At 46.3% G+C, this 18,507-nt stretch carries 17 protein-coding genes; 8 read left to right on the top strand and 9 right to left on the bottom strand.

Annotation, left to right across the window (positions count from 1 at the left end; genetic code table 11):
• Positions 1-7: 7 nt before the first annotated feature.
• Positions 8-1,915, bottom strand: a complete 1,908-nt coding sequence (locus KFF03_RS10915; protein WP_255856938.1) for a hypothetical protein — start codon at positions 1,913-1,915, stop codon at positions 8-10.
• A gap of 160 nt (positions 1,916-2,075) precedes the next feature.
• Positions 2,076-3,995 carry a hypothetical protein gene (locus KFF03_RS10910; protein ID WP_255856937.1) on the bottom strand — a complete coding sequence of 640 codons (1,920 nt, stop codon included), beginning with the start codon at positions 3,993-3,995 and terminating at the stop codon, positions 2,076-2,078.
• 166 nt (positions 3,996-4,161) lie between these two features.
• On the opposite strand from KFF03_RS10910, the gene KFF03_RS10905 reads away from it, so the two are divergent.
• The 3 genes from KFF03_RS10905 to KFF03_RS10895 are packed head-to-tail and all read left to right on the top strand — an operon-like array spanning position 4,162 to position 6,369.
• Positions 4,162-5,709: a hypothetical protein gene (locus KFF03_RS10905; protein ID WP_255856935.1), complete on the top strand. Its 1,548-nt coding sequence runs from the start codon at positions 4,162-4,164 to the stop codon at positions 5,707-5,709.
• 44 nt (positions 5,710-5,753) lie between these two features.
• The gene (locus KFF03_RS10900) at positions 5,754-6,161 is read left to right on the top strand and encodes a hypothetical protein (RefSeq protein ID WP_255856933.1); all 408 of its coding nucleotides are present in this window, start codon (positions 5,754-5,756) and stop codon (positions 6,159-6,161) included.
• Positions 6,154-6,369: a hypothetical protein gene (locus tag KFF03_RS10895; protein ID WP_255856931.1), complete on the top strand. Its 216-nt coding sequence runs from the start codon at positions 6,154-6,156 to the stop codon at positions 6,367-6,369. The genes KFF03_RS10900 and KFF03_RS10895 overlap by 8 nt, the downstream gene beginning before the upstream one ends.
• Positions 6,370-6,424: 55 nt before the next feature.
• Here KFF03_RS10895 and KFF03_RS10890 read toward each other — a convergent pair whose 3' ends face one another.
• Genes KFF03_RS10890 through KFF03_RS10880 form a run of 3 tightly spaced genes read right to left on the bottom strand, consistent with a single transcriptional unit; the run spans position 6,425 to position 9,487 of the window.
• Positions 6,425-7,636 carry a glycosyl transferase gene (locus KFF03_RS10890; protein WP_255856930.1) on the bottom strand — a complete coding sequence of 404 codons (1,212 nt, stop codon included), beginning with the start codon at positions 7,634-7,636 and terminating at the stop codon, positions 6,425-6,427.
• 34 nt (positions 7,637-7,670) lie between these two features.
• Positions 7,671-8,501, bottom strand: coding sequence for a mannosyl-3-phosphoglycerate phosphatase (locus KFF03_RS10885; RefSeq protein ID WP_255856929.1), 831 nt, complete (start codon positions 8,499-8,501; stop codon positions 7,671-7,673).
• A gap of 2 nt (positions 8,502-8,503) precedes the next feature.
• A complete protein-coding gene (locus KFF03_RS10880; protein WP_255856928.1) occupies positions 8,504-9,487 on the bottom strand; it encodes a hypothetical protein in 984 nt (327 codons plus the stop codon).
• Positions 9,488-9,793: 306 nt separating this feature from the next.
• On the opposite strand from KFF03_RS10880, the gene KFF03_RS10875 reads away from it, so the two are divergent.
• The 4 genes from KFF03_RS10875 to KFF03_RS10860 all read left to right on the top strand — a co-directional run bounded on the left by KFF03_RS10875 (position 9,794) and on the right by KFF03_RS10860 (position 12,854).
• Positions 9,794-10,675, top strand: coding sequence for a prephenate dehydratase (locus KFF03_RS10875; protein WP_255856927.1), 882 nt, complete (start codon positions 9,794-9,796; stop codon positions 10,673-10,675).
• A 20-nt stretch (positions 10,676-10,695) separates the two neighbouring features.
• Complete coding sequence (locus KFF03_RS10870; protein WP_255856926.1) at positions 10,696-11,451, top strand: TSUP family transporter; 756 nt, start codon at positions 10,696-10,698, stop codon at positions 11,449-11,451.
• Between the two features lie 89 nt (positions 11,452-11,540).
• The gene (locus KFF03_RS10865; RefSeq protein ID WP_255856924.1) at positions 11,541-11,954 is read left to right on the top strand and encodes a MarR family winged helix-turn-helix transcriptional regulator; all 414 of its coding nucleotides are present in this window, start codon (positions 11,541-11,543) and stop codon (positions 11,952-11,954) included.
• A gap of 12 nt (positions 11,955-11,966) precedes the next feature.
• Complete coding sequence (locus tag KFF03_RS10860; protein WP_255856923.1) at positions 11,967-12,854, top strand: serine aminopeptidase domain-containing protein; 888 nt, start codon at positions 11,967-11,969, stop codon at positions 12,852-12,854.
• 3 nt (positions 12,855-12,857) lie between these two features.
• Here KFF03_RS10860 and KFF03_RS10855 read toward each other — a convergent pair whose 3' ends face one another.
• The 4 genes from KFF03_RS10855 to trmA form a co-directional block, all read right to left on the bottom strand.
• On the bottom strand, positions 12,858-13,478 hold the full coding sequence (locus KFF03_RS10855) for a hypothetical protein (RefSeq protein WP_255856922.1): 621 nt from the start codon (positions 13,476-13,478) through the stop codon (positions 12,858-12,860).
• Positions 13,479-13,515: 37 nt separating this feature from the next.
• Positions 13,516-14,751: an NADH:flavin oxidoreductase/NADH oxidase family protein gene (locus KFF03_RS10850; protein WP_255856921.1), complete on the bottom strand. Its 1,236-nt coding sequence runs from the start codon at positions 14,749-14,751 to the stop codon at positions 13,516-13,518.
• A gap of 90 nt (positions 14,752-14,841) precedes the next feature.
• Positions 14,842-16,212 carry an ATP-dependent RNA helicase DbpA gene (dbpA, locus tag KFF03_RS10845; RefSeq protein ID WP_255856920.1) on the bottom strand — a complete coding sequence of 457 codons (1,371 nt, stop codon included), beginning with the start codon at positions 16,210-16,212 and terminating at the stop codon, positions 14,842-14,844.
• Between the two features lie 30 nt (positions 16,213-16,242).
• The gene (gene trmA / locus KFF03_RS10840; protein WP_255856919.1) at positions 16,243-17,355 is read right to left on the bottom strand and encodes a tRNA (uridine(54)-C5)-methyltransferase TrmA; all 1,113 of its coding nucleotides are present in this window, start codon (positions 17,353-17,355) and stop codon (positions 16,243-16,245) included.
• 269 nt (positions 17,356-17,624) lie between these two features.
• On the opposite strand from trmA, the gene tesB reads away from it, so the two are divergent.
• Positions 17,625-18,503, top strand: coding sequence for an acyl-CoA thioesterase II (tesB, locus tag KFF03_RS10835; protein ID WP_255856918.1), 879 nt, complete (start codon positions 17,625-17,627; stop codon positions 18,501-18,503).
• Positions 18,504-18,507: the final 4 nt, after the last annotated feature.

Genomic DNA, 18,507 nt, shown 5'->3' with positions numbered 1-18,507 from the left:
AAAGATATTAACGATTAATGCGATCAGATGTTGATAGACTGCATGAATTGTTATTTAGATCATCGTCGATCAACATCAGCTCATGAACCATGTAAGCAACACCGTCCTCGATAGCTTCGTCAGCATAAGTGTAATGAGCACCATTGTTATCACTTTCTGAGGTCAATGCTCCATCATCACCATAAGTAATGACGAGGCGCTCACTCGGGGTGAAATTACCATCGCCATCTCCATCTGTTTCGAAGAAAGCTTCAGTCAAGCCATTTTCATCGTAGCTCTTACTCATGCGAGACTGCGATTCAAAGACACCATCCGCACCAATGTCCTCCGTTTGTGTGCAGCTGGTTAAGCGGCCTTGTTCGTCGTATGTATAAAGAGCGCTTCTTTTTAGGAAGTTAGTTCCTTCACGCATGAAAACGATATTTTTTCCAATAATCCGATTGTTGTCATCAAACTTATCTGTCAATACATAGGTCGAGCCTGTCTGATCATCACTTGAGTTAAAATAAGTATAACCGGCAGAGACTTGTTGGTTACCGTAGGTATAAGCCAACTGCTCCTTACCATTATACCTAGCGGCGCTATAGCTATATTGTGTTGCAACCGCTACAAAGCCGTCTGAGTAGGTGTAGGTGCTCAAAGCAACCGTACCGACCAAATTACCATCCGAGTCATAACCCTGGCTTTTATTCTCTGTTAGCAAGTTGGCATCATTATATTGAGAGCTGCGGATAAAATATTGATCGGCCTGCAGTTCATTATTAGAACGATACATTTGTGGTAAGGCCTTATTTGCGGTACCAGCATTGGTATAATGATAAGTTGCAGGCCGGCTCGAATCATTAAAACGTTCATCGCTTGATAGCAAGCGTATTCCATAATTATTGTAAGAATAGGTTTTGATTCTGTGTTGGTCACGATTGCCATCGCGATTTGTATCGGATTCCGATATCTCTTGGATAATATTGCCGTGTGCGTCGAATACAAACTTATCCGTAAAAATACCGCTTGATGTTTCGCGTTTGTCTTCTGCGAGTTGGCTGGCCGCATTGAATGTATAGCTAACGGTTCTCCCCGGGCTGATATTTGGTGTGTTATATCCGGTTACAGGCTTCACACTCAATGATTTGCCGATCATCTGATATAAAGTGCTCAGCGGGGTTGCAATATCCATATTCAAGGGCAATTCATATTTTTGTGAAAATGCCCGTACACGAACATTACTGGAAAATGACTCCAAATGGCTGTTCAGCGGTAATGCATTAAGGTCCGTGTCAGCTAATTTTTTGGCCCAGCCACCTGTTTCTAAATCCAGGCCATTGCTGGCATCAGCATCGTTATCCATCGCGACCAGTAACTGCATAATATTTGACAGACGATGAAGGGTTGGTTCTGCACCATACTTAAACATTTTTTCTGTACGCGGCGAGGTCTGAAGACTTGCTCTAAACTGATAATACTGGCGTAAAGCTGCACGGAAATCCTTAGCCGTCTCTGGTAGAGCAGGGAACATATCTGCCATGGTGATCTCGTCTTTGGCAGCAACGGTTGCGATGGTCAGTTTACCCAATGAAAAAGTAACGTCTTCACCACTGACATATTCGATGGCTTTGCCCGCTTCCACTACGCCACTGCGATCACCAATACTGTAATTAATGCCGCTAATGCCTTTGACCTGAAGCATGGGTTTTGCTGGATCGGGTGTATCTGGATTAGTCGGTGTATCCGGATTAGTTGGCGTATCCGGATTAGTTGGTGTATCCGGATTAGTCGGTGTATCCGGATTAGTTGGTGTATCCGGATTAGTTGGTGTATCCGGATTAGTTGGTGGGGGAGTGGAGCCACCGCCGCCTCCGCCACCACAGGCAGCAAGTGAAGCCGATAAAATTGCAATTGATAGAATACGAGATTTCATAGGTTGTTCCACCACAATATAAACAGGAACTCACTATGATATGCACGGCCTTTTAATTGACTATAGTGCAATTTAGGGTTTTCGGGTAAGAAAGCGAAGGATGTAAAAAGAAAGGCAGGACTGGCACTGTTGTTCTATACCAGCCCTGTTTTTTCAAATGTTAGATTTCGAGTTTTCGTTGCAATGTTAGGCGACAGTTTTGATCTTCCAGGATAGCTTTGTCGATCAACATAAACTCATGAATCATATAAGCAACACCATTGTTGGTTTCAGCATCAGAGTAGCTGTAAACCGCTTCATTAGCTCCGGTTTCTTCAGTTACTTCACCATCATTGCCATATTTAATAGCAATACGTTCGCTGTTCTGACTAACAAATTCGCCATTTCCAGATGAGTCAATTTCGAGCAGTTGTTGAGTAAAACCATTACGATCATAATCGTATTTAATACGGACTCTTACGTCAGGAGTGCCGTCAACTTGAGTATCGTAGCTTGCAGTACAGCTGCTGACACTTCCTGCACTATTATATTCATATACCATGGAACCACGGTTGACAACTGAGTCGGTTAGCGGGCTTATCTGCTCAAGAGTTTTGGTTGTAATACGGCCTTGGTCATCAAAATTTTCTGTTGTCACCTTGGTATCATTAAGTTGATTAAGTTCGGCATTACGTTGTATTTCAGTGCGTGTTATCTTTTCTTCGTTATATTCGTAGCTAAAATCATATTGGCCAATCAGCTCAGTGGCTCCATAGAGGTTAAGTTTTTCTGATTCTATGTTTCCGTCTTTGTAGGTGTATTTATCTAATTTAGCAGTGTTTATAAAGTTATCGCCCGCGTCGAATCGTTCGCGCGAGTCTTTGTTTAATCGAGCGTCATCGGTATAAGAAAGTGTTACCTGAAGATAATTGGCCGCACTATCCAACTGGCTACGAGATTGGTAGCTTTCAATAATGGCTTTACCATCCAGTGGCTTATACGTTGCTAATGAATGCTCTAAAAGTTTCGTATTCTGAGAAAATTTATACTCTCTTGTTAATAAGGCACCATAATTATTGTATGTGTATTGATACATGAATGCTCTTTCAAGAGCCCCGTCTGTCGTATTATCTTCTGTACGCTCTGATTTTATATTGTTGCCAGAATTATCATATTCATAGCTTGAAATATAGGTTCCGGTGGTTACTGCAATGGGTCCATCAGGCCCCTGACTGCTGCTGTTTCGTATCGTTGTTGTCTCCTTTGATAACTGCATATCTTCGGTAAATGCATAGGTAACCGTTTTAGGGGATCTTAAGGTTGGTGTGGTGTAACCTGTTACGGGTTTCACCGGAATTGAGGTGTCAGTCAGGCGGTAAAGTGTTGTCAGCGGAGTCGCGACATCCATAGCAATTGGGAGACTGTTTTGCTGTGAGAATGCTTTAACCTTGGAGTGGCTGGAAAAGGAATACAAATCCAGCTCGAATGGCAGCGATTTTTGATCAAAGTCAGCCAGCTTGCTTGCCCAGTTCCCCGTTTTCAGATCCAAGCCATTCTCAGGATCACCATCATGATCCATGGCAATTAATAACTGCATGATATTAGACAGCTGATGCAATTCAGCTATCTTAGTGAAGTTATATGATTGTTCCAGTTTTGGAGATGTTTGCAATGGTTGTCTGAAGTTGAATGCTTCACGCAACTCCGCTCGAAACTCGCGAGGCGTTTCAGGAAGTGAAGGGAAAAAATTTTTCAGCGTGATTTCTTCCTGAGCCTTAACGTTAGACAGTGGCATCTTTCCTAACGAGAAGATGATCTTTTCACCTTCGTTGTAACCAATTGGTGTACCAGCTTCGACAATACCGGAACGTTCACCAATCTGATAATTGATGCCAGAGATCCCTCTCACTTCCAGCGAAAATGGAAATGAAACAGTTGGTTCGCCTGGAGTTCCAGGGTTCGGAGTTCCAGGATTCGGAGTTCCAGGATTCGGAGTTCCAGGATCTGTTGGTGCCTGGGGCTTCTTCGAAGAACCTCCGCCACCTCCACAGGCAACGAGTGTTGCGGATAGAACGGCGATAGTCAGTAAATGAAATTTCATGTTGTGATCCAATCGTAAAATTAAAGATCGGAATATTAAGCCTCTTAATGTTATTGGCTATGGTGCAAATTAGGGTTTTTAAACCCTAATTTGCACCATGTTCATAACTCAACTTGCTCTTTAAAATTTTTCTTCACCTTTTGCCTTCTAGTGATTGAGTCTTTTTATGAGCGTTTTAGTAAGTGGCGACTATTTTGCCATTCCGGTAAATTCAGCGGATTCTGAATTTAAGATAAGTTTGGATGTTGAACCTGAAACATTCTCTGCCACTGGTCAGCGTCACGTCGAAGTAACGGGCCAGGAAGATGCACAAAGTGAGGACCTTCAGGATACAATCAAAAATGCTGTTGATGAAGTGAAAAAGGGAGGTTGGAAGTCCGCTCTCTCATTGGGTAAACGAATGCTCGAAAAGGCGCTTGAAGATGAAAAGCCTGCCCCTGTCGTTGAGGCTCCTGATCCAATGGATCCAGCGGTAGCCTTCTCATTCGATGAGACATCCAATGTACACTACAACCTTATTAAGTTGTTGAAAGATAAAGAAAAAAGACTGAACTATCATGAATTTCGCTCAGAGCGTGGCTATGGGGTTTTGATTCCGCAAGGTGATGGCTTGTTCCTTGAGGTTTCTTTTATATACCCAAGTTACGAATATGCTGAAAAACACTACCCAGAACAAAATGTTGGCCGGGGTGTTCCTACCTGGCGACGAGAAGATGACATTCTGCATCGAATGAGAATGTACTATTTATCGATGGATGAAAGCCAGGCGCGTCATGCTGCTGGTCAGGCTGATTTTGAACAGGAGAAAAAGAAATATTTTGAGGTTGACCTGGCATCAACACGAGATGAGCAAAAAACACTGTTTTCGACACCTGATTTAGATCTTGACGCAAAAACCGGTGAGCTTTCACTGCGCTTTTTGCGTGCCTGGTTCTTACCAACTCAAACGAAAGAAGGCAGACAAATTCAGTATGATTGGGATGCGCTGAGAATTAGCATCATGAGTGGCAGTGATGTTGTATCTCGCAGAGTTTGCTGGAGTCGCAATGACGGCCGGGAAGCGATTGCTAGCCAGGAGAACTGGTTTGAGTTAATGAATACCGGTTATTTTGGTGAGCTTAAGCCAGGCAGCTACAGTTTAACGGTTGATATCTATGGTCATACGCTGATGACTTATCCATTCGAAATTGTTGAAATGACGGTTAGTGATATTAATTCAAAATTTGACCGGTATCTTGCAATGAAATCTCCGGAAGATACCCAGCTCAAAATTAAACAATGCATGGATTCTTTTGAATTGGATGTTTATTACCCTCTGGCTAGACACCTGGATTTATTAGCTGAATCTGATGAATTTGAAATCTTCTGTCGATTGGAGAAAGATGGCAGTGCATGGCCAGACTATGAAATGGATTATTTTGCCAGCTCTAATATGAAACAGAGCCGTGAAGTTATTAATAAAGCTGACTGGTGGAATAAGCCCTTACATTTACAGATTCCATTTGCAGACCGTGCCGAGCGTGAAGGAAGGCAAGCTGCAGAAGATGGTGTTTATACTCTCTATTTTGAGTTGGGCGATGAGCGCAGATTGCTGGACTCCGTTCAGATCGAAATGAAGGGCGGTGTTCTTCAGGGAGAAAGCTCTCATCCTCTTATGCCTTTGGCAGACTTTGTATTTCCTAATGAACACGGCGGTGTCGTTATTACCTTATAAACCCTAGAGCCACAGGGATGTGGCTCGCCTTTGAGTTCCTCGCAATGAAAGAAATTCGTTTATCAGCACATTTCGTAAGCGGCCTGATTGGTTTGACACTTTGTTATGCTATTTCTATATGGTTTTTGTGGAGTAGTCAGATGTCCTTCGCCTTTCAGATTGACCCTGCACAAAGCTTATTTACACGTGGTTTGGCCCGGCTTATTGATCGTGACAATGCTAAAGTTATTGGTATTTCTTTGGCATTTTTAAGTATTCATTTGAGTTGGTATTGGCGCTATTCTGCCGGTTATTGGTTCGAAGTTATATTAAATAGGGCCTTTCCAAAGAAAACTTCAATTACCTTGGATCGAAACCTGGAATCTGAAGGTTCTTTTGTTGAGCATGAAGTTGATCAAAAAACCAAAAATATCGACAGCCCATCCGCGGTTTTGAAGCACCTGGATGACTGAGTCATCTGAAATCCCAGGGAAGGGAATACTTCATATTCTGGGAGAGAAAGTTGATGCTCAGCTTTCTTCTGCAGCGCTTGATATAACTCGTAGTGACGATTTTATTGAAATACGATCATCAAAAGAAAAGGGAGTTGTGACAATCAATACCAAAAGATCGGATGGAAAAAAGGCAGCAGTTTTCATTAACGGAAAGCGTGTCAAGTGAACTCTACGAACGGGATAGCTAAAGCCGCGCACATTAGTGCACGGCTTTAATTTTGTTAACTATTATCCTCTTCTACCGCTTCATATAAACGATCCAGCACATCCGGCATCGCAGAAATCACCCGGTTCCAGCTTGGAATAAACGGCGTTTCCATTGGATTGGCTAAGAAGTGCTCACCCGCGTGCATGATATTCTGAGCAAACATTTCCACCGCTTTTTCTTCAGCATGGCGATCCAGCGTTAAGCCGTTCATGCGGGCGTCGTTATCGTAGGTTTCGATAAAGTCTAAGGCGATGCGGAAATAGGTGGCTTTTAATGAGCGGAAGGTTTCACTGGTAAATACCTCGCCCTGGGTCGCCAGCTTGCGGAAAATAGCTTTGCAGATATCAATGCTCATCTTAGACAGACCGGCATTCGCATCGGCTTCTGATAATGGCTGATGTTTGTGATCGTAAACATCGGCAATGTCTACCTGGCAAATCCGGTTGGTGGAGTAGTTACGCTTCATTTCAGACAGTACACCAATCTCCAGCCCCCAGTCGCTTGGGATGCGGATGTCGTTTAACACGTCGGCACGCATGGAAAACTCACCGGACAGTGGATAGCGGAAGCTGTCGAGGTACTCTAGGAAGTCTAACGAACCGTATACCTTTTTCAGTGCACGCAGCAGGGGAGTTACCAATAAGCGGCTGACGCGACCGTTCATTTTTTGTTCGGCAATACGGGCGTAATAGCCTTTGGCAAATTCATAGTTAAAAGCCGGGTTGGCAACCGGGTAAATCAGGCGGGCTAATAAACTGCGATCGTAGGTGACGATATCACAGTCGTGCAAGGCAACAGATTCAGCACGGCCTGAGGCTAAGACATAACCGTAGCAATACCAAACGTTGCGACCTTTACCCAGCTCTTTCGGAGCCAGGCCTTCTTTTTCCAGCAAAGCATCCAGTTGTTTCAGGCGTGGTCCATCATTCCACAAAATACGGTGATGTTGCGGCAGGCGACCAAAAAACTCCTGAGCATGATGGAATTGTTGTTCATCAGCCCGATCAAGGCCAATAACAATTTCATTCAGATAGGGCACTTCGCAAATTTCTTTAATAATGTTGTCGAGTGCCGGGCCTTCCAACTCAGAATACAGAGAGGGCAGCACCAACGACATTGGTCTTACCCGGGAAAAACTGATCAGTTCTTTTTCCAGATCTTCAATCGAGCGATCTGTCAGATTATGCAGGTTTGTAATAATGCCATTTTGATAAAAATCAGCCACAGCCAGCTCCTTCGCGCAGATGTTTTATAGTTTTTTAATTAGGTTTAATTGAATCGAAAAACGTTAATAAACTGTTTTTCCAGCCTTTTGGCCCCTGAAACTTCGCCGTTATTGTTTTCGGATTGTTTAATTTCAGAGGTTCTCCGTTCGCTGGCGGAATCACAATGGGTTGATCACACTGTTCCAGCATTGCCCGATCATTTTCACCATCGCCGAGGGCAATGACACCGATCTTATCAGCCGGAATCTGATAATGGTCGGCATACAAATTACGGAAAAATTCGATGGCGCTGGCCTTATTGGCTTGCCCCATCACATGATAAAAACGCCCGCCTTTAATCAGCGTTAATTGCTGACTTTCAATAAAATTCCGGAAGGTTGCCAGGCCTGTTTCATCTTCGTCTAACCACAATAAGGGTTCACTGGCATTACGCTGTTTTGCCAGCCAGGAATCCTGCTCATTCAGTCCGGTCACGGCGGTCACTTCTGAGGCAGGCATGTCGTTAAAACTGCGGAATTTAAAACCTTGCTGGCGGGCCTGATGCAATACTTTAATCAGCTCAGCATAGGGAGCTCCGAGAATTTCGGTGTTGTAATCATCCTGCTGGCTGCTTAATGGGTCATGGTCTTTTTTAGGAATAAACAGCGCGCTGCCGTTTTCGCAAGCAAAAGGTGCGGTGATGTTCAGATCACGGCGTAACTGCACCACTTCGGCAAAGGTTTTGCTGGTATTAAAAATACAGGGGATGTTTTGTTGTGCCAGATAGGTCAGTGCCGGTTTGGCGGCATCGGTACTGTAATCATGATGATCCAGTAGGGTGCCATCCAGGTCTGTTAAAATAATCCAGCGTTGGCGATCAGTCATGGCTATTGCTCCGCCTGAAGTGACGTATCTTTAGCATAGCGAATAGCCGCCACCTGATGTTGCTCATTCAGCTCTAAGACTAAATCGGCATAACCCGGCATATCGTTTAGTGCACGTTCGGTCAGGCGCTGATAGTGCTGAATAAAGCGCTGAATTTGTGCCGGGTTCATGCCACCTTGAGATTTGCTGGCTTTTTCATTATCCGCTTCTTGTTGCGTACGCCACTGTTGCACAGCTCCCATCCCCGGCACTTTTAACATCAGCAGATAATCGATTTGTGCAAACCAGTCCTGATATGCCTCCCGGAGCTGTTGATTCACCCAGTGGCGCCATTGGCCATCCGGGTCTTCGGTTTGTTCCAGTGTGTTTATTGCTTGTTGGAGTTCGGCGACTGTTCCGGCTTTGCAGCCAACACACCAGCCCTCGAATAAAATCAGATCCACCGGGCCTGTGATTGAATGCCATTGATCGGTCGATGAGCGATCATCGGCAATTTTGTCGAATGATGGGAAGCTCAACAGCTTTTGATTGTTGAGCGAGCGAAGTTGCTCAAACAGGGTTAGCCCGGCTTGCACGTCATGGGTACCGGGTACGCCACGTGTGGTTAATAAAGGATGCACATCCAGTGCTAACTGCTGGCGTTGAGCTTTGGTGAGGTATAAATCGTCAATGGAAATAACCGCAACTTTCCAGTTGAATGCGACTTTATAAACTTCTGCCAGGGCGTTGCATAAGGTGGATTTTCCGGACCCCTGACCACCATGAATACCTAAAATGGCTGGCTTTTGATGTTGCTCCTGATAGCGGGTTGCTAATGCGGCTAAATGACTTGCTAGTGGTAGCCAACAGCTCTGAATTTGTTGCTGCCAGGCCTGTGGCATGGTTTTCCAAACCTGGTCAGCGACCTGACTCAGCTGTTGGATAACTGGTTGCTGGCTAGAGCTTAATGCGTCAGCGGTTAAATTCGATGGCCAGAGTGTTGTCATAAATGCCCCGTGTGTTACTGGTAATAGCTTTAGCAGTGACTGTGCCAGATCACGTTTTTTTATTGATGTGTGCCTGGTATTGCGATAAACCAAGGTGAAAGCATGGAATTACCGTACAATGCAGCAACCTTCTGACATGAGTCACTCACTGTGTTTATTTTTGCTTGCTCTATTATGGTGCGCCTGTCGGGTGGTTAAAATACAGTTTTGTTTTAATGCTTCTTTTTGGTGCGTAGCCCATTGTGAGAAGCGTTTGTTGAATGCGTTTGTGGAATGCGTTCGTAGAGTTAAGAGGTAAAAGAAGCCATGACACAGGAAAATGACGGTTCACGCCGTGTTGCGTACCAAGGAACTGCCGGTGCCTATTCACATTTGTCGTGCCGTAAAGTCTTCCCGGATTGGGAGGCGGTAGCTTGTGAAGATTTTCTGTCGGCGTTAGATCTGGTGTCCAACGGCTTTGCTGACCGTGCCATGATTCCGCTGGAAAACTCGACTGCCGGGCGGGTAGAAGAGATTTATCGTTTAATTCCGCGGACGCAATTGCATGTCATCGGTGAGCACTTTGAGCCGGTGAATCATTGCTTGCTGGCCTTGCCTGGCGTCAAACTGACTGAAATTGAAGAGGTCGCCTCTCACCCTCAGGCCTTAGCGCAATGCCATCAGCGTATTATTAATCTGGGTATGAAACCCATCGCCATGCTCGATACCGCCATGGAGGCGGAAAAGCTTAGCCAGGCGGGTAATGAGTCCGAGAACCGCAACCGTGCAGCCATTGCCTCCAAGCTGGCTGCTGAGCTGTATGGCCTGGAGGTATTGCATGAAAACTTTCAGGATGTAATGGGTAATACCACGCGTTTTCTGGTGTTTAGCCGTGAGCCTCAGCATCAGGAATACCTGCCTGAGGAAACCTACATCACCAGTATGTTGTTTGCGGTGCGGAATATTCCGGCGGCGTTGTATAAAGCCTTGGGTGGTTTTGCCACAAATGGCATCAACATGATTAAGCTGGAAAGTTATATGGATGGCGGCACCATGGAAGCCAGCCATTTCCATCTGGATGTACTGGCTCATCCGCAGCAGCCAGCGATGGTGCATGCGCTGGAAGAACTGGAACACTTCTCTCGTGATTTACGCTTGTTGGGGTGTTATCCGGCCCATGAATACCGCAATCGCAGTGCATTTGTATAACGCGTTTAAGCGGTGGTCGAATGCTGGAATTTAGCTGGGAAATATTAGCGCTATTGGCCGCAGTGGCAATGGCGGCCGGTTTTATCGATGCCGTTGCAGGTGGCGGTGGTTTGTTAACCATTCCGGCTTTATTGTTTGCGGGCGTGCCTCCAGTACAGGCCATTGCGACGAATAAATTGCAGGCGTGTTTTGGCAGCTTTACCGCCACACGTTTTTTTGTGCGAGAAAAACTGGTCTCTCCCAAAGAGCAAAAATGGGCGATTGTTGCGACGGCCGTCGGCGCTGTCATCGGCGCGATTGCGATCCAGTTATTCGACAGTGCGTTATTGGTTCAGGTAATGCCTTATGGATTAATCGCCATTGCCGTGTATTTATTACTGGCCCGTAATTTTGGTAAAACCTCGGGAAAAGAAACCTTAAAGCCGGCAACCTTTAATGCCACCGTGGCAACCGGTGTCGGCGTTTATGACGGCTTTTTTGGCCCGGGTACCGGCACCTTTTTCAGTCTGGGTTATAGCAAGTTACGCGGTATGAACCTGATTGAAGCCACTGCACACGCAAAGCTGCTGAACTTCACCACCAATATTGTATCGCTGGCGGTTTTTATTCTCTCCGGACAAATTTTGTTTCAGGTTGGGTTTGCCATGGCGGCAGGCCAGGCGCTTGGTGCTCGTTTGGGGGCTGCGGCAGCCGTGAAGCAGGGCGTCGATTTTATTCGCTATATGACCGTCTTCGTCTGCATCGCTATGAGTATCAGTTTGTTGTTAAAAAGCTGATCGAGTGCTCTCGATAGATTTTCTCTTGCCATTTGGTTTGTATGTAAACTAATATGGTTTGCATACAAACCAATAGTGGTGTGAGAAGCGTGGATAGACGATTATTTTTTGTGCTCAACATGGCACAGCGCAAGCTGTTTAATCATGTTGATCACCTTTGTGAAGAGCAGCTGGATGCCTCTGTCACCCAGTTGGCCGCACTTATGTATATCTGCAAACATGCGGGGTGCGTGCAAAAAGATCTGGTCACCGCCCTGGCATTAAAAAAATCGGCGGTAACCGGCCTGCTTACCCGTATGGAAAAAAATAATCTGTTACACCGCAAGCCATGCGCTAAAGATGCCCGTGCCATTCGTCTTTACCCAACTCAATCGGGAATCGAGAAAGTACAAAACCTGGCTCCTTTTATTCAGCAACTTAATCAGCAGTTTGAAGAGCACTTCTCTGAAGAAGAAATTGCCACGGTACTGAAGTTTCTCAATTTCATCATTAAAAAGTTTTAACCTGGAGCAGCCATGCGTCATCAACAGCAAGACCTGAACCAACGACAAGACCCACACCATCAACAGCTTCAGACCGAGGCTGGCCACCATATTGTCGCTCGTGTTTTTCCGGCTAAAGAGGAAAATGACAGCCGTGGTGTGTGTATTATTGCCACGGCAACCGGTGTGGCTCAGTACCTGTATGATGACTTTGCGCATTGGCTCACGGAACAGGGTTATACCGCGATTACGTTTGATTATGACGGCATTGGTTTATCGATTGACCGCCACGTTAAATACAGCAAAAGCGATAAATTAAGCTGGGCGAAATATGATTGTCCGGCGGTTTTAGCCTACGCCAAACAGCAATATCCCAATCAAAAAATCACCTGGATTGGCCATAGTGTGGGCGCTCATATGTTGGGTTTTATGGAAGATACCAGTGATATTGATCGTGCCATAACAGTGGGCGCCGGAACCGGCACCTGGTGGTATAACGCGGCCCCAACCAAACGGGTTGCCTGGTTTTTATGGTACTTTCTGGTTCCGGCAACTGCACCATTTTTAGGCTATTTCCCCGGCGATAAGTTGAACATTATGTGTAATTTACCGAAAGGCGTCATTATGCAATGGCGACGCTGGTGCCTGAAAAAAGATTACGCAGTTGGGTACGAAGGTGATTGGTTACGACAGAATTTTGCAGAAACAAAAATGCCAATGACTTCTCTGGCTTTTTCGGATGATGACATGATGTCATTAAAAAATGTGAACATGCTGCATGCGTTTTTTACTGCGGCGCCACAAAAGCAGATTCGTATATCACCAACCGATATTAACCAGAAGCGTATTGGTCATATCGGCTGGCATAAAAAGCGTTATCAGCAGCTCTGGGAGAACTATTTTTTACCCGAGCTGCCGTAATCGTTAGTTCAGATCTTTTTTCATTTGTTGAGCGACCGTATGAGCAATACCTTCAACGGCTTCGCGCATGGACTCAGGGTTTACGGTATCGGTTGTGGCTGACCATACCAGTGGCTCTGGCTTCAGCTGATACAGGTTGCTGATCACTTCATAGGTTGTTTCTTTATTGTAATAACCTGGCTGATGAACCACGTCGTACATGCCACCATAAACTTGCGCAAAACGACCTGAGTGGCTCACGCGTGGTACATAAATGGTTTCGCCTTCAACGTACTCAACGTTATTTTCCTGCTCGATCATCGCCAGAATCAGAGCATGATTTGCGTGCTGACCCACTTCGAGTTTTACATCTTCTGGCTGTTTATTACGTGGATCGTAGTCTTTCCCTAATTTGCTGTAGCTGGTGATGGCAGCAAAACCGCTGTTTTGCAGCTCCTTTACCATAGTGTCTTCCATGGCCATGCGATTTTGCTCTTCTTTCGCCAGCGCAAATACCATAATCAGTTTTTCATCCGGGTTGCTGGCAGCGCCAGATGCCGCCCAGTGGTTAACGACTTTGGTGTTGCTGCTGCAGCCAGCCAGCAACATGGCTAACACAGGAAATAAAAGCAATTGACGTAACATGGATGCTTCCTTGTTTGATTGACGAATAATCCGGCTATTATGCCTTATTTTGTAAAAATTGCTGGTAACGTTTAGTCAGTTTTTTCAGTCGCATCTGGTCACGAATCAGTGAAAAGAAGGGTGAGGCCGAAGGTTTCGGTGCTTTACCTTTACCCATGCGTTGTAGCTGGCGTTTCACCAGCGCCATAGTCGCAATGGCACTCAGGGTCTTGTCTTTCCAGTTAACAACCGGGTTAGGGGCAGAAGCTTGTGGCTGTTGTTGCCAGAGGTTAGGCAAGCCAGGCTCCATCGCCAGTGCGGTGGCAATGCCCACCATATCAAAACCCTGATCCATTACCTGCTCTGCGACTTCCAAACGACGGATACCACCCGTCGTCATCACCGGCATGGTAGCAACGGCGGCAATGTCTTTGGCAAATTGCAGGAAATACGCTTCGCGTTCCAGTGTTCGGCCATCGGCGGTACGACCTTGCATCGCCGGGCTTTCGTAGCTGCCACCGGATAATTCCAGCATATCAACGGGTAACGTGTTCAGTGCTTTCACCACGGCTTTGGCATCATCACCGTCAAAGCCGCCTCGTTGAAAATCAGCCGAGTTCATTTTCACGCTTACCGCAAATTCGCTGGAAACGACGGCACGAACTGCCTGAATCACCTCAATTAACAGCCGCATTCGGTTTTCAATACTGCCACCGTATTGGTCATCGCGCTTGTTGGTGAGAGGGGATAAAAACTGCGAAATTAAATAACCGTGAGCAGCATGAATTTGCACACCATTAAACCCGGCTTTTTCCGCTTGTATCGCGGTATCTACAAAACGCTGTACCAGCTGTTGTATTTCTTCAACCGTCATCGCCCGAGGCTGACCAAATAGTTTTGAGTGTTTACCTAAATCGAGCGCAATATCCGACGGCGATAACACGTCACCACCCATGGCGGCATACACCTGACGGCCCGGGTGGTTAATTTGCATCCATACTTGTGTGTTGTTTTGTTTTGCGTGTGAAGCCCAGGTTTGAAAAGGTGACAGGTCGGTGTCTTTTTCTAAAACAATGCCACCAGGACCGGTTAATGCACGATGACTGACCATCACGTTACCGGTAATCAGCAGGCCGGTACCGCCATTGGCCCAACGATCATAAAGACGGAACAGCGCCTCACCAGGAATCTGACCGCTATCGGCCATATTTTCTTCCATCGCGGCTTTTGCGATGCGGTTTTTGATGGTTTGGCCGCAGGGCAGGGTGAAAGGTGTGAATGTTTGGTGAGCCATGGCTGCCTCCTGAGAAGTTCTTGTCAGAGTTCTGTTGAGAGCTCTGTTTTTATTGGATGGCAGCCTTTATGAGTAAAGTTGGCTTATAGGTCAAGCCTTACGCACTTTAATCTTGCGGCCTTTAATGCGGCTTTGTTGCAAATGCTCTAAGGCAAATTTGGCCTGATCGCGCTCAACCGCCACATAGGCAACGTATTCGAGTACATCAATTTTTCCCACCGCTTTGCCATCGATACCACCATTGTTAGTGAGAGCGCCAAGAATATCCCCCGGGCGTAATTTATCTTTGCGGCCCGCCTGCAGGCACAAGCTGACATACGGCATGGGCGCGATGGTGGTGGCTTGTTCAGCGGTTAAGGTCTGATCCTGATGCAGGTCACCCACCGGGTGCTCATTAATTGCCTCAATTTTGTACTCTTCTTTATCGCTGGCGATGCTGATAGCAATACCGGATTTATCCGCCCGGCCAGTTCGGCCAATACGGTGAGCGTAGACATCGGTATCGCGTGGCAGATCAAAATTAATCACATATTCCAGATCATCGACATCTAAACCGCGAGCCGCCACGTCGGTCGCAATTAAAAAATTTGCACTCTGCTGTTTAAAGCGGATTAATACTCGATCACGGTCCTTCTGATCCATATCGCCTTGCAGTGCCATGGCGCTGCAGCGTAAATCCTGTAATGCTTGCGATACTTCTTGCACCACCTGTTTGGTATTACAGAAAATTACGGCTTGCTGAATATCAAAAAAAGATAACACTTTTTTCAGTGTTTCAATTTTTTCAGAACGCTGGCAAACAAATAATTGTTGTTGAATTTTTTTCTGATCGTGAGTATCGGCAATACGAATGGATTGCGGCTCATATTGTAAGTGCTTGCTCAGTTGCTCAATATTTTCCGGATAGGTGGCCGAAAATAATAACGTCTGGCGTTTTTCTGGTGTATGCGCAGCAATATCTTCAATATCATCGCGGAAGCCCATGTCTAACATACGGTCGGCTTCGTCCAGTACCAGAGTTTTTACCTGATCAATTTTTAAGGTTTGTTTACGCAGGTGGTCTTTAATTCGCCCCGGTGTACCCACAACAATATGAGCACCGTGGGATAACGAGCCTATTTGGGGGCCAATCGGTTGACCACCGGATAAAATCACTACTTTAATATTGGCAATATGACGCGCCAGTTTACGGATTTCCTGAGCTACCTGAGTCGCCAATTCCCGGGTAGGGCAGAGTACCAGTGCCTGAGCACCAAAAAAGCGTGGATTAATGTTATCCAGAATCGCCAGCGAAAACGCCGCGGTTTTACCACTGCCGGTTTTTGCCTGAGCAATAATATCTTTGCCTTTTAAAGCCAGTGGCAGCGCTTGTGCCTGAATATCAGTCATGGATTGATAACCCAGCTTATTCAGGTTTTCGATTTGTGCCTTACTGATGTTTAATTCGTTAAAGTTTGACATGTTTATGGTTTTTCTATTTTGGCTTCTCGGTTAGGCCTGGTTTTTACGCACTAATACCACACCGGTTTCGATATGGTCGGTGTAGGGGAATTGGTCAAATAACGCAAAGCGCTGGATATCGTGGGTCTGACACAAGGTTTCCAGATTTTGCTGCAGGGTATTCGGGTTACAGGAAATATAAATAATATGGTCGTATTGCTGCACTTGTTTAACCGATTCGTCATCCAGACCCGCACGTGGTGGGTCGACCAGTACGGTATTAAACTGGTAATCCTCAAGGTTAACGCCGTCTAAGCGTGAGAATTTCCGCTCGCCGCGTAATGCCTGAACAAACTCCTCGCTGGATAAACGCGCAATAATTAAATTATCGACGTTATTGGCGCGAATATTTTCTTGTGCGGCATACACTGAAGTTTTTGAAATCTCGGTGGCGAGCACCTTGTTGTATTTATCCGCTAGCGCAATGGAGAAATTGCCATTACCGCAATAGAGCTCTAATAAATCGCCATCAAAATTCTCCGAAACCGAACGCGCCCAGCTCAGCATTTGTTGATTCATTTCACCGTTAGGCTGGGTAAAGCCACCTTCAATCTGGCGGTAGCTGAAGGTCTGACCATCGACCTGCAACTGCTCAGTAACGTAGTCTCTTTCCAATACACGTTTCTGCTTACGTGCACGGCCAATAATCGGGAAACCCAGCTGTTGCTGCAGTTTTTCGGCTTCGGCCTGCCATTCGTCATCCAGTTGTTTGTGGTATATGAGGGTAATGACGGCATCACCACTTAAGGTGGTTAAGAACTCAACCTGGAACAAACGACGACGCAGCAGCTCGTTCGGCATGATGGAGTCCAATACTTCGGCCATCAGTTTGTGAATCAGCTGGCTGGCAATCGGGAATTCTTTAACTTCGTATTTGGTGTTTTTGTCACCGGGCTCCGACATGGCATAAAAGCAGCGGTCGCCTTCGTGCCATAAACGAAACTCAGCCCGCAGGCGGAAGTGTTGCGGCGCACTGCCGTGTACCTCCAGTTCAGGTGGCTGAAACTGAGCAAACAGCTGGCGCAGACGTTGTGCTTTGGCCTCCAGTAACTCCGGGTATTGCTCGGGGTTAACCTGATGCTGATAAATTTTGATGTCTGCCATGGTTTTGATGCCGCTGTGTCGTTGTAAATAGGTTAGGGGAAAAAGGTCGGCCATTATACGGATTGTGGCGTAGGCTGCATCCGATTAACGGATTGAATAAAAAATAGTCAGTGTTTTGCTCGTATGACACTGACCTGGTGTGTCACCTTTGCCCCGTGTAGAGTCACTTCGGCCAATGCTACTCTTATAAAACCAGCTAAGCTGAGCAAAAGCAGGTACCTACTCGTTCAGAGGCTTGAGGTACTTTAACGGCCGTAGAAGGTGTTGAGATGAGTGACGTATTAGAACAGTTAGTCGAATTGCTGCGTTTGGAGTCGATTGGCGTAAATCGCTTTCGGGGCCACAGCCAGGATCTTGGTTTTCGTAATTTGTTTGGTGGCCAGGTGTTGGGGCAGAGTTTGTCGGCTGCGATTCAGACACTAAAAGACCCGGCCTGGAATCCACATTCATTGCACGCGTATTTTCTGCGCCCCGGATCGGTGACTGAGCCAATCGAGTTTGAAGTTGACGTATTGCGTGATGGTCGATCTTTTGCGACTCGCCAGGTTAAGGCCAGTCAGAAAGGTAAGGCCATTCTGACCATGATGGCGTCGTTTCAGCATCCGGAAGAAGGGTTTGTTCATCAGTCGGATATGCCGGAGGTGAAAGGCCCGGAGGGCATTCCGTCGCAGCTGGAATTGACGCGTATGTTTAAGAGCCAAATTCCTGAGCGTATTCGGGAAATTCATACGGCGGATAAACCCATCGAAATCCGCGTCGTGAATCCGGCTAACCCGTTTGCACCTAAAAAAATGGAGCCTTACAAATACGTTTGGATGAAAGCCGATGCGGAACTGACTGGTGACTTCAGTGAGCATGCCCGGGTATTGGCGTATGCCAGTGACTTTAATTTGTTAACCACGGCGCTTCAGCCACACGGTGTTTCTGTGGTGCAAAAGGATATGCAGGTGGCCAGCCTGGATCACAGTATCTGGTTCCATCGCCCGTTCCGTATGGATGAGTGGCTGTTATATGCCATTGATAGCCCGAATGCAGGTGGTGCCCGGGGTTTCTGTCGTGGCCAGATTTTTAACCAGCAAGGTGAGCTGGTGGCCTCTGTTGCTCAGGAAGGACTGATGCGACAGCGGAATTTATCAGAACAAGGATAGGCTT

This window comes from Bacterioplanoides sp. SCSIO 12839 (genome assembly GCF_024397975.1).
Lineage (GTDB): Bacteria > Pseudomonadota > Gammaproteobacteria > Pseudomonadales > Oceanobacteraceae > Bacterioplanoides.
This window is presented reverse-complemented; position numbering and strand designations above follow the sequence as displayed.

Bases quoted from the DNA above. Each gene is read 5' to 3' on its own strand.
- KFF03_RS10915 (WP_255856938.1), bottom strand. From the start codon at position 1,915: ATGAAATCTCGTATTCTATCAATTGCAATTTTATCGGCTTCACTTGCT.
- KFF03_RS10910 (WP_255856937.1), bottom strand. From the start codon at position 3,995: ATGAAATTTCATTTACTGACTATCGCCGTTCTATCCGCAACACTCGTT.
- KFF03_RS10905 (WP_255856935.1), top strand. From the start codon at position 4,162: ATGAGCGTTTTAGTAAGTGGCGACTATTTTGCCATTCCGGTAAATTCA.
- KFF03_RS10900 (WP_255856933.1), top strand. From the start codon at position 5,754: ATGAAAGAAATTCGTTTATCAGCACATTTCGTAAGCGGCCTGATTGGT.
- KFF03_RS10895 (WP_255856931.1), top strand. From the start codon at position 6,154: ATGACTGAGTCATCTGAAATCCCAGGGAAGGGAATACTTCATATTCTG.
- KFF03_RS10885 (WP_255856929.1), bottom strand. From the start codon at position 8,501: ATGACTGATCGCCAACGCTGGATTATTTTAACAGACCTGGATGGCACC.
- KFF03_RS10880 (WP_255856928.1), bottom strand. From the start codon at position 9,487: ATGACAACACTCTGGCCATCGAATTTAACCGCTGACGCATTAAGCTCT.
- KFF03_RS10875 (WP_255856927.1), top strand. From the start codon at position 9,794: ATGACACAGGAAAATGACGGTTCACGCCGTGTTGCGTACCAAGGAACT.
- KFF03_RS10870 (WP_255856926.1), top strand. From the start codon at position 10,696: ATGCTGGAATTTAGCTGGGAAATATTAGCGCTATTGGCCGCAGTGGCA.
- KFF03_RS10860 (WP_255856923.1), top strand. From the start codon at position 11,967: ATGCGTCATCAACAGCAAGACCTGAACCAACGACAAGACCCACACCAT.
- KFF03_RS10855 (WP_255856922.1), bottom strand. From the start codon at position 13,478: ATGTTACGTCAATTGCTTTTATTTCCTGTGTTAGCCATGTTGCTGGCT.
- KFF03_RS10850 (WP_255856921.1), bottom strand. From the start codon at position 14,751: ATGGCTCACCAAACATTCACACCTTTCACCCTGCCCTGCGGCCAAACC.
- dbpA (WP_255856920.1), bottom strand. From the start codon at position 16,212: ATGTCAAACTTTAACGAATTAAACATCAGTAAGGCACAAATCGAAAAC.
- trmA (WP_255856919.1), bottom strand. From the start codon at position 17,355: ATGGCAGACATCAAAATTTATCAGCATCAGGTTAACCCCGAGCAATAC.
- tesB (WP_255856918.1), top strand. From the start codon at position 17,625: ATGAGTGACGTATTAGAACAGTTAGTCGAATTGCTGCGTTTGGAGTCG.